A 7,439-nucleotide genomic window follows, 5' to 3' on the forward strand; every position below is an offset into this window, starting at 1 on the left:
TGCTGACCAAACCTTGACCTGAGTCCACCTGCGTGGACGGCTGAGCGCTGCTAAGTTCATTCCGTAAGCGCTTACGAAAGGACTCAGCGATGAAGCTGGTAACCGGCGCGGCCACCCTGGCTGCCCTCGTGATCACCGGGACGCAGGCAGCCGCCGCACCCCCCTCCCCGAAGCCGTCCGGGTTGGAGGTGAGCACCGTGTCGAGCGCCCCGGACCTCGTCACCGCGGGGGACGCCCTCGTCGAGGTGGCGGTCCCGGGCAACGTCCCGCAGCACCGGGTGCGCGTCGACCTGGACGGCACCGACGTGACCGACGCCTTCGAGTGGGACGCCCAGCGGCGGGTGCTCGTCGGCGTGGTCGAGGGGATGGAGCTGGGGGAGAATGTCATCACCGCCCGGCCCCCGGGGAAGGGGCGGGCCGGCGACTCGCTCACCGTGGTGAACCACCCGGGCGAGGGGCCGCTGTTCTCCGGGCCGCACGAGGAGCCGTTCATCTGCGAGACCGCCCTCTTCACGCTGCCGGTCGTGGGCGGCACCCTGGGCCAGCCGCTCGACGACGACTGCTCGGTCCAGGACCGGGTCGACTACTTCTACCGGACCACCGACGACGCCTACGAGGCGTGGCCGGCGGACGCGACGGCATACCCGGAGGACATGGCGACCACGACCACCACCGAGGGGGTCGAGGTGCCCTTCATCGTGCGGATGGAGACCGGCACCGCCAACCGCGGGATCTTCCAGCACACGACGCTGCACGACCCGCTGACCGAGGCCGAGCCGTCGCCGGTGGAGCGCGGCGAGGGGTGGAACGGCAAGGTCGTCTACACCCTGGGCGGCGGGTGCGCCGGCGGGTGGTTCCGCCAGGGCAACAGCACCGGCGGGGTCACCGACGCGTGGATGCTCGGCCAGGGGTATGCCCTCGTCTCCTCCAGCCTCAACGTCTTCGGGCAGAACTGCTCGGACCTGCTGACCTCGGAGACCGCGCAGATGACCAAGGAGGAGTTCCTGCAGCGCTACGGGCGTGACGAGTTCACCATCGGCTTCGGCTGCTCCGGCGGGAGCTACCAGGCGCACCAGGCGGCCGACAACTACCCGGGGATCTTCGACGGCATCGTCGTGGGGTGTTCCTTCCCTGAGGTCGGTTTCGGCACGGTGAACTTCATCACCGACGCGCGGCTGCTGGACCACTACTTCGGGCAGACCGACCTGGCGTGGTCCGACGAAGAGAAGCGGCAGGTCACCGGCTTCCAGACGCTGGCCACCATGAGCAACGTCGCCGGGGGCGCGCAGCGCATCGACCCGCGGGTGTTCTGCCCGTCGGTGCTGCCGGAGGAGCTGCGCTACGACCCGGAGACCAACCCTGACGGCGCCCGGTGCGACGTCTACGACCACACGGTCAACGTCTACGGCACCGACCCGGAGACCGGCTTCGCGCTGCGGCCGCTGGACAACGGCGGCATCCAGTACGGGTTGAAGGCCCTGCAGGACGGCACCATCACCGTCGACCAGTTCCTCGACCTCAACGAGCAGGTCGGCGGCTACGACCAGGACGGAGGCTTCCAGGACGCGCGGACCCAGGCGGACCTGCCCGGGGTCGCGGCGGCATACCGCACCGGGCGGCTGACGAACGGCGGCGGCGGGCTGGCGAGCACGCCGATCGTGGACTACCGCGCCTACTTCGACGAGCAGCCGAACGGCGACATCCACGTGCGCTACCACACCAACTCGATGCGGGAACGGCTGCGCGCGGCCAACGGGTCGGTCGTCAACCACGTCAGCCTGCTCGAGGACAACCGCTACGGGCTGTTCAGCACCGGCAGCCCGCTGCTGCAGCACGGCTTCACCCAGATGGACGCCTGGCTGAGCGGGCTGGACCTCGAGGGCGAGCGGCCCACGCTGGCCGAGATCGGCGCGGCCCGGCCGGAGGCGCTCGTCGAGGGCTGCCAGACGCGGGACGAGGACCCGACCTTCGTCGCCGAGACGCTGGACCGGGACCCGGAGGGCACGTGCGAGCAGCTCTACCCGTCGGCGAGCTTCCCGCGCGAGGTCGCGGGGGAGTCGGTCAAGGCGGACGTCATCGACTGCCGGACGACCGAGCCGGCGCGCGGTGACTACCCGGAGATGAGCGACGAGCAGTGGGCGCGCCTGGGCGAGGTCTTCGCCGAGGGCGTGTGCGACTACTCGGTGCCCGGTGTCGAGCAGCAGGGGCTGGCCGGGACCTGGCTGCGCTTCTGAGGGGTATGCGGTCTCGTGGCCGGTCGGGCCGGCGTCCGTCCAGGGCGTCCCCGGCCGGCCGCGGCCGTTCTCAGGAGGTGGCCGGCCTTGCCCCGGTCTCGGCGATCTCCTTGATCCGGCCCAGGGTCACCGGGATGCCGGCGTGCGCGGCGCGCGTGCGGACCTCGATCTCGTGCTCGGCCCGGTCGCCGTGCTTCTCGCGGAACATCTCGAGCCCGGCGGGCAGGAACTCCCACGACTCGGTGAGCCGGGTGCCGTCCTCGACCGGATCGAGGGTGAACCCCCAGCGGACGTAGGCGCCGCCGACGAGCCACGCGAACTCGCGGCCGCGGTCGGCGGCGACCACCTCGCTCCGCGTCTCCCAGGTGCGGTCCGGCGTCTCGTTGCGGCCGGTGAACCAGTCGCCGACCTGGCCGGTGGCGCCCTCGTCCCACCAGCAGCCGGTGCAGATCGGGCTCCACTCGCCGGTCCGGGTGACGTCGGAGACCAGGTCGTAGAGCGCCTCCGGGGTGGCGTGGACGGTGACCGACTCGGCGTGGGTGAGTGAGCTCATACCGCGATCGTCCCAGACGCGGCCCGCCCACCCCCGTGGCGGCTCACCGCGCGAGCCTCCGGCCACGCTCCTAGCGTGGAGGGATGCGAGCACTCACATGGCAAGGACTCCAGGACGTCTCCGTCCGGGAGGTTCCCGACCCCGTCCTGCAGGACCCGACCGACGCGATCGTCCGCGTCACCTCGACCGCGATCTGCGGTTCCGACCTGCACCTCTACAACGTGCTGGCGGCCTACCTGCACCCCGGTGACATCCTCGGGCACGAGTTCATGGGCGTCGTCGAGCAGGTGGGCAGCGCCGTCGACACGCTGGAGGTCGGCGACAAGGTCATCGTCCCGTTCAACGTCAGCTGCGGGAAGTGCTGGATGTGCGAGCGCGGCCTCTTCGCCCAGTGCGAGACCACGCAGAACGTCGACCAGGGCAAGGGCGCGAGCCTCTTCGGCTACACCGACCTCTACGGATCGGTGCCCGGCGGGCAGGCCGAGCTGGTGCGGGTGCCGCACGCCGACTTCCTGCCGGTGCGGGTCGACCCCGCGCTGGCCGACGAGCGCGTGCTCTACCTCACCGACATCCTCCCCACGGCGTGGCAGGGCATCGAGTATGCCGACGTCGAGGAGGGCGGCACCCTCGCCGTCATGGGTCTCGGCCCGGTGGGGCAGCTGGCCGTCCGCGCGGCTCGGCACCGTGGCCTGCGGGTCATCGGGGTGGACCGGATCCCGGAGCGCAACGCGCTGGCGGCCCAGTGGGGCGCCGAGGTCGTGGACCTGGACTCGACGAAGAACGTCGGCGACGCGATCCGTGACCTGACCGACGGGCGGGGCGCCGACGGCGTCCTCGAGGCGGTCGGCATGGAGGCGCACGGCAGCCCCGTGCTCGGCGCCGCGGTGTCGGCAGCCAAGCGGCTGCCCAAGCCCCTCGCCCGGGCCGCGATCGAGACGGCCGGGGTCGACCGGCTGGCGGCCCTGCACGCCTCCATCGACGCGGTGCGCCGCGGCGGCACCGTGTCGATCAGCGGCGTCTACGGCGGCATGGCTGACCCGATGCCGATGATGGAGCTCTTCGACAAGGGCGTGCAGATGCGCATGGGGCAGTGCCACGTGCGCCGGTGGACCGACGAGCTCTACGAGCTGGTCAGCGGCCCCGAGGACGTCCTGGGGCTGGAGGACCTGGCGACCCACCGGGTGCCGCTGGAGCAGGCGCCGGAGATGTACAAGACGTTCAACGACAAGCAGGACAACTGCCTGAAGGTGGTCCTCACGCCGTAGGGGCCGAGCCCGGGCCGCGCTGGTTGAAACGCTCCGCGGCCCGGCGGCCCAGGGTGGTGAGCCGGCTCACCACGTCGGACCCCAGCTGCTGCGCCGCGGTCCGCCCGGTCACGGGGCGGGCCGCGTCGCGGTCCGCGGGGGCGCCGGGCAGCAGCCGGGACGTCAGGCCCATGACCCGGATGGTGGTGGCGGGCATGAGGCCGTGCACCCGCATGCCGATCTTGGCCAGCGGGGTGAGGACGACCATGGGCCGGCCGGCGAGGACCCCGTCGACCATGCGGCGCGCCGCGCGCTCGGCGTCCATCGACAGCAGCGGGAGCGAGGCGGCGGGGGCGAACCAGGCGTACTCCGCGGCGCGGTCGCCGGTGAACTGGGCGTTCTCGTGGGAGCCGGTGCGCATGAGGCCGGGCACGATGGTCGTGGCGGTGACGCCGGTGCCGGCCAGCTCGCTCGCCAGGCCCTGGGTGAGGCCGGTGGCGCCGAACTTGGCGGTGGAGTAGGGGAGCAGGTGCGGCGGGGCGACCACGCCGCCGATGCTGGAGACGACGCCCAGCCGGCCGTGGCCGCGCTCGCGCATGCCGGGCAGCACCGACCAGAGGGTGTTGAGCGGGCCCAGGAGCATGGTGCCGAGGGCCTGGTCGAAGTGGTGGAAGGTCATCGTCTCGGCCGGGCCGACCTGGATGATGCCGGCGACGTGGATGCACACCTCGGCCGGTCCGAGGTCGCTCTCGACCTGCGCGACCCACGCCTGGACGGCCTCCCGGTCGGCGACGTCGCACTCGTAGGCGTGGACGCGGCCGGCGTCCGCCCCGGCGTGCTCCCGGGCGCGGGACTCGGCGATCTCGGCGCCGCGCCGGGTCTCCTCGAGGTGGCGCGCGCAGACGGCGACGTCGTAGCCGCGCTGGGCCAGCTCCTGGGCGACCAGGAGCCCGAGGCCGCGGGATCCTCCCGCGACGAGCGAGACGGGGCGTGGGGTGAGAGGGGTGCTCATGCCTCCACGCTAGGAGGCGGTGGGGTATGCCGCTTGCTGAGTCGGCGGGCTGCTCCTAGCGTGGGCGCACGATGTCCTGCCTGGGGGCCGGGGAGGGAGATCACGTGCCCATCGAGCGCGCGGATGTTGGCTGCTGGGTGGTGCGCGGCAATGCCGGTGCACCTGATGCAGAGGTTCCGGTGACCGCCGGGTCGACCCCGACCCCCGGGACTGCAACCCAGGCCGTGCCTGAGCCCGCGCCCCAGGAGTGGTGCCTGGCGCGCACCTATCGAAGCCGCCTGGTCGAGCCGGGCGACCTCGTCGTGCGCTACCTCGGCGGCCAGAAGACGCCTGGCATCGTCGAGATCGGCCGGGTCACGCACGCGGTCGAGCCCCCGGCGGGTGACGAGAAACCGGTGGTGCACTACGCCGCTGTGACCCTGCGAGCGCCGGTCGCCCGGCAGGTGCTCAAGGACGACCCGGTCTTGGCTGGCTGCGAACTCATCAGACTCGGCCGGGCCGCCAACCCGCTGCACCTGACACCGGAGGAGACGCTGGCGCTCGCGACGCACGTGACGCCAGAGGATCTGGACCGCGCCGGGTGGCCCCAGGGTTGAACGACGACCCTCGCGCCCCTGATCAGCGCCCCCAGTCCGTCGACCCACTCAGCGCGTGGCCTCCCGGCGCGCGTCGAACGCTGCGCGGACCTCGCGCGGGATGCGCCCGCGGTCGGACACGGCATACCCGTGCTCGCGTGCCCAGGCGCGGATCTCGCTGGGGCTCGCGGCGCGCGCGGAGGTGAGCGGTGTGGCCTCGGTGTCGACGTGGGTCTCCTCGCCGGCGTGGGCGAGGGCGGCGGCGAGGAAGCGGTAGGTCCACTCCTGGGCGAGCGCGCGGGTCTCGCAGAAGACGATGGGGACGGTGGGGAAGCGGGCCTGGCACTCGCCGAGCGCGTCGGCGACGACGGCGGGGCGGACGCGGTCGAGCTTGAAGACGGCGGAGTATCGGTCCTCGACGACGACGGCCGCGGTGGGCAGGGAGGAGAGGTCGGCGAGCAGGTAACGCATCTTGCCGGTGGTCAGGGTGGAGACGAGGTCGACGAGGCTCTTGCGCTCGACCGACGCGAGCACCCGGCCGGCGACCTCGACCGCGTAGTCCCCCGCCGGCAGCCCTTCGCGGCGGGTGGTGACCTGCTGGTGGTCGAAGGACCAGGCATACCGCTCGTGGCTGTCGACGACGATCTCCAGGGTGGGTATCCCCGAACCCCGCGCCGTGGGGAGACTGACCGCGGGGCGGGCCTGCTTGGCGGTGCGCGCGGTCTGCCAGAAGACCGCCTCGCGGCCGCGGGCTCGGGTCAGGACGAACTGCGAGCGGTTCTCCCGGCCCCGGTCGAGGACGAGGTCGATGCTGGCGCCGCGCCGGATGCATGACCGGGTCGGCACGCGTTCCACGAGGTCGGGCTCGCTCGGCCATCCGGTCGCGCGGTGGCAGTAGACCTTTCCGGTCCGCGGCCACGTCTCCTTCGCCTTGAGCACGATGCCGTCCGGCCCGAGGGGGATGCGCAATAGGTACGGCAGCCGCGAGCCGTCCTCGGGGTTGTGGGCGATGAGGAAGTCGTCCGGCACGAGGTCAGGGTATGCCGTGACCCGGGCCCGGCGGTCGAGGCACGGCCCTGCCACGAGACGGGCATCGGCGCGCCCGACCACAACGGCACGGGTCGCACGACAGCCGCCCGAACCGGTGCGCCGTCGTTCGGACGGGGATCCATGGTGGTGCGCAGGCCAGCGGCCCGGCCCCTCCGGGGCCGGGTGCGGGGCGGGGTCATCGCAGTCTCCATCTGACACCGGTCTCGTCGACGTCGGCGGTGGTGTCGTGCTGGTGCACCCAGGTGTGGTGCCTCGGGCACAGCAGCGCGTAGTTGCCCAGGTCCGAGTGGCCGCCGCGGGCCCAGTGCACGACGTGGTGGGCGTCGCACCACGTCGCGGGCACGTGACAGCCCGGGAAGGTGCACCCGCCGTCGCGGTGCGCCAACGCGCGCCGCTGGCCCGGGGTGACCAGCCGCTTGGAGCGACCGAGGTTGACGATCTGTCGCTTCTCGCCGAGCACGGCCGGGATGACGTCGGCCTCGCACGCCAGCTGGCGCACCTCGCCGGCCGACAGGGTGCCGTCGTGCACCGTGTGCCCCACCCCGGCCAGGGCGCCGCGCAGCTCCTCCAGCCCGATGGTCACCATGACCTGCGCCTTGGGTGTCGTGGGCTGGCCTCGTGTGCCGGCCACCCCGCGCCGCAGGACGGTCATGAGAGCGTCGTAGCGGCGTTGCCCGGCCGTGCGGGTGTCCAGCTCCGCGAGGCTCGCACTGCCCTCTTCGGCGTCGTCGCGGCGGACCGGCGCGGCCAACGGTGACATCAGCACGGCCC

The 7,439-nt window shown here is 72.7% G+C and carries 7 protein-coding genes; 3 read left to right on the top strand and 4 right to left on the bottom strand.

All coding sequences use genetic code 11. From position 1 onward, the window contains the following. Window positions 1–89: 89 nt before the first annotated feature. Entirely contained in the window at window positions 90–2,234 is a 2,145-nt protein-coding gene (locus tag EUS26_RS09615) for a DUF6351 family protein (protein WP_238148893.1), read from the top strand. A gap of 70 nt (window positions 2,235–2,304) precedes the next feature. Here EUS26_RS09615 and EUS26_RS09620 read toward each other — a convergent pair whose 3' ends face one another. Further along, window positions 2,305–2,787, bottom strand: coding sequence for an SRPBCC family protein (locus EUS26_RS09620; protein WP_130013534.1), 483 nt, complete (start codon window positions 2,785–2,787; stop codon window positions 2,305–2,307). Between the two features lie 83 nt (window positions 2,788–2,870). Here EUS26_RS09620 and EUS26_RS09625 point away from each other — a divergent pair, with 83 nt between their 5' ends. Beyond that, complete coding sequence (locus EUS26_RS09625) at window positions 2,871–4,052, top strand: zinc-dependent alcohol dehydrogenase (RefSeq protein ID WP_130013536.1); 1,182 nt, start codon at window positions 2,871–2,873, stop codon at window positions 4,050–4,052. On the opposite strand, the gene EUS26_RS09630 is transcribed toward EUS26_RS09625, so the two are convergent. Then, window positions 4,042–5,043, bottom strand: coding sequence for an SDR family NAD(P)-dependent oxidoreductase (locus EUS26_RS09630; protein WP_130013538.1), 1,002 nt, complete (start codon window positions 5,041–5,043; stop codon window positions 4,042–4,044). The genes EUS26_RS09625 and EUS26_RS09630 overlap by 11 nt on opposite strands. A 104-nt stretch (window positions 5,044–5,147) precedes the next feature. Here EUS26_RS09630 and EUS26_RS09635 point away from each other — a divergent pair, with 104 nt between their 5' ends. Next, window positions 5,148–5,639: an EVE domain-containing protein gene (locus EUS26_RS09635; protein WP_161937873.1), complete on the top strand. Its 492-nt coding sequence runs from the start codon at window positions 5,148–5,150 to the stop codon at window positions 5,637–5,639. Window positions 5,640–5,687: 48 nt separating this feature from the next. Here the strand turns inward: EUS26_RS09635 and EUS26_RS09640 are convergent, their stop codons facing one another. Next, on the bottom strand, window positions 5,688–6,647 hold the full coding sequence (locus EUS26_RS09640) for an Lsr2 family DNA-binding protein (protein ID WP_130013541.1): 960 nt from the start codon (window positions 6,645–6,647) through the stop codon (window positions 5,688–5,690). 196 nt (window positions 6,648–6,843) lie between these two features. Beyond that, window positions 6,844–7,439: HNH endonuclease signature motif containing protein (locus tag EUS26_RS09645; RefSeq protein WP_130013543.1), on the bottom strand; the 596-nt coding region annotated here is incomplete at its 5' end.

The sequence above is a fragment of the Serinicoccus sediminis genome (assembly GCF_004153545.1).
Lineage (GTDB): Bacteria > Actinomycetota > Actinomycetes > Actinomycetales > Dermatophilaceae > Ornithinicoccus > Ornithinicoccus sediminis_A.